General features: G+C 41.5%; 2 protein-coding genes and 3 pseudogenes. All 5 read right to left on the bottom strand.

Annotated features, from left to right (window positions below; all coding sequences use genetic code 11):
* Positions 1–1,011: pseudogene (locus tag KFE26_RS23490) on the bottom strand (IS3 family transposase); the annotation flags it as partial.
* A gap of 118 nt (positions 1,012–1,129) precedes the next feature.
* Positions 1,130–1,558 (bottom strand): annotated as a pseudogene (locus tag KFE26_RS23485) (transposase); the annotation flags it as partial.
* Positions 1,559–1,785: 227 nt separating this feature from the next.
* Positions 1,786–2,097, bottom strand: a complete 312-nt coding sequence (locus tag KFE26_RS23480) for a hypothetical protein (RefSeq protein WP_212601905.1) — start codon at positions 2,095–2,097, stop codon at positions 1,786–1,788.
* A gap of 255 nt (positions 2,098–2,352) precedes the next feature.
* A pseudogene (locus tag KFE26_RS23475) lies at positions 2,353–2,752 on the bottom strand (DDE-type integrase/transposase/recombinase); the annotation flags it as partial.
* Positions 2,751–2,943: transposase (locus KFE26_RS23470; protein WP_283090834.1), on the bottom strand; the 193-nt coding region annotated here is incomplete at its 5' end. The pseudogene KFE26_RS23475 and the gene KFE26_RS23470, both read right to left, overlap by 2 nt.

Below are 2,943 nucleotides of genomic sequence, written 5' to 3'. Positions count from 1 at the left end.
ATTCCGTTTTTAAACTTCTGAAAAACCGCTCCATTGGCGCATTATCCCAGCAGTTACCGCGACGGCTCATGCTCTGGGTGATTTGATATTTCCACAGCCGCTGACGGTATTTCAGGCTGGTATAATGACAGCCTTGATCTGAATGAAATATCAGGTTTTTAGGCTTCCCACGAGATTCAAAGGCCATATCTAAGGCCTTCACCGTTAACTCTGTATCCGGTGAAAATGACATCGCCCAACCAATGGCTTTTCTCGAAAATAAATCCAGCACAACCGCTAAATAACACCAACGATTACCCGCCCAAATATACGTCACATCGCCACACCAAACGGTGTTTGGTTCGACAACGGCAAATTGTCGCTTGAGTAAATTAGGGATGGTCACATGCTCATTTTCAGCCTTCTTATAGCGGTGTTTGGGTTGTTGGCAGCTCACTAATCCAAGCTTTTTCATTAACCGAGTCGCCCTATAACGACTTAACGCAAAGCCACGTTCAGAGGCGATTGTTGCGATACTTCTTGCACCAGCAGACTGTTTGCTTTCAGCGTGTATTGCTTTGATTTCACACTCTAAAATCCGCTGTTCAGGTGTCGCTACAAGTTCACGGCTCACCCAATAACGGTAGCTACTCCGGTTCACGTTAAATACATGGCATAACACTGAAATAGGGTATTTGTTGCTCTGATTGAGTTTCTCGATTATCGAGAATTGTTCAGCGAGTCCGACATCAATAGAGCGGTAGCCTTTTCTAGGATTTCTTTTTCGAGATTAATCCGTTCAATTTCACGTTTAAGTGCCTTAATTTCAATTTGCTCAGGTGTCATGGGTGAGGCTTTAGGAGCAAGCCCTTGGCGCTCAACCTGAAGCTGTGTTACCCACTTACTGACCGTTGATTTACCCACGTTCATGGCTTTCGCCGCCGCTTCTTGTGTGTAATCTTGATCTATGACTAATTGAGCGGTTTCGAGCTTAATTGCAGCACTATATCGTGCACGTTTACTTTTATTCATGTTGTCACCTAAATGGGTTATGAGTGGATCATAACATTTCTTATAGGAGGCCAAATTCAGTGTGCCACTACAGTCTGGTTGGCTGTGTAGAAAGGGAAAGTTGATGAACAGCTTGATATCAACCCGTTTTGAGGTGCTGACAGCATTTAGTAAAGTGCCGTCGGTGCTTCTCTAAGTGCTCATAGTAATTGGTCAGTTCTTGCAAGATTCCCACAGGGCCATGAAATAACTTGCCAAATTCTGTGGTGAGCTTAAGCCAGTTGTCTTGTTGGATATTCAATCTTGTCAGTAGCTTGGCACTATGTTCGCTGATGGCACCCCGTTTGTCATTGCGGATGATTCGGCCTGTATCATCTACCAATTGAAGGTAGTCCGTTAATGAAAACGCGATACCATTGGGCTGATTGTCGCGTTCATTACCAACTCTTTTTAAAAAAATCATAGGCAGTAGATTTTTAGGTTGTTCACCTTTCAATGCGGCCCGAATACGCAGCTGAAAACTGGTATGGTCGGACTGTTCTGGCGTATCAGCCATTTTTGCCCTGATGGATGCCCCAAAACTACTTAGAGTAATTACTCCCTCTATCTTTATTTATCTGTGATTGCCCTATAAAGACTAATATGAATAGACAAGTTTTCACGTCACCTTCCTCTAGAAGCAATTACTGAGTATAGTGAGCACTCCAAGCTGTTCATCAGGTGCCGTCTATCCGGCAAAAGTGAGCGTGTGAATCACTCTAGGTGAGACTGATTCACACGCTAAAATCTACAATGTTATATATTTTTAGTTTCTAAAGCCGTGGTCAAATACTGTTGGCCACTACACAGCGTAAGATCGAGAACTTTTTCTGGAGAATATTTACTTAAAATATATACTCCACTTTCATTATGCTGACCAATTTTATTTAAGGTTTTTAGTATCAGTTGTTTTTTAACTATATTGTTAGTGCTTAAAATCGTTTGCTGTAGTCGGCTTATATCTACTGCCTTTATTTTCTTTACATCCAGCTTTTCTAATTTTTGTAATTCGCAAGTTGATACATTTAAACTCAAAAAGGCTCTATTGGAAAGTGCGGAACTAAACATTAAATAAAACTCCAAAATAATTTAATCATACAACTAGTATTGTCGTCACAAAAAATGACTAATTTCACGAGATTAATTATGAAATGTCAGGTAAAAACCTACCTTTACCTACTTCTTTTGGGGTTCTGTCGCAAATTGAGATCTTGCCGCTCCAAATTGCGGGGACAGTATCCCTCAGATACAACTAGGCATTTAAAGAATATATTTGTTCCCATGGAGTCATCCTTTGAGCCGTGTCCATTTGCCTCAACCTAATCATGGACCAAAGCTAAACGCTAGCCAATGTCGACTCCGCCCCTTCCCAGGACTTCCAACCTAGGCATTGATGCATTTTTCCCTTCACTTTTCGGTGGTTTTGCTCGACTATATTATTCAAATATTTAACGGTAAGCACCTCAATCATAAAGAGCAGATAGCCAAAGCCGAATGTTAACAGTATCTAACGCTGCTGCATTAGCGCCACTTTTATCAATGACGACCTTCTCAGGTAAGCCATGTTGATTGATAGCTTTAGTGAAAAAAGCGTGCGCGGCAGGCTCATCACGGGTTTCACTTAAGTAAAAATCAATCACAGCACCGAATGTATCCACTTATCCACTGCACGATAATAGTAAACCCACTGACCCTTAATTATTATGTAACCTGAGATCGGTTTAACTAGCCATAACTGCAATAGCATTAAACTCCCCGTTAGTGAGGTTCAGTTGTGGCTTATTGTTTTTCAATTGATAGGCGATGAGCCCCGCAATCATATTGAGCATAAAACCATGCACGCTGCGGTGTCTAGAGTGCTCTATTTGAGAGATATTTTTTAACTGGTCGTTGATGGTTTCTATGATGAAACGT

The sequence above is a fragment of the Shewanella sp. M16 genome, from assembly GCF_018224605.1.
GTDB classification, from domain to species: Bacteria; Pseudomonadota; Gammaproteobacteria; order Enterobacterales; family Shewanellaceae; genus Shewanella; species Shewanella oncorhynchi.
The sequence above is the reverse complement of the archived record's forward strand: the minus strand, read 5'-3'. Positions and strand labels throughout refer to the sequence as shown.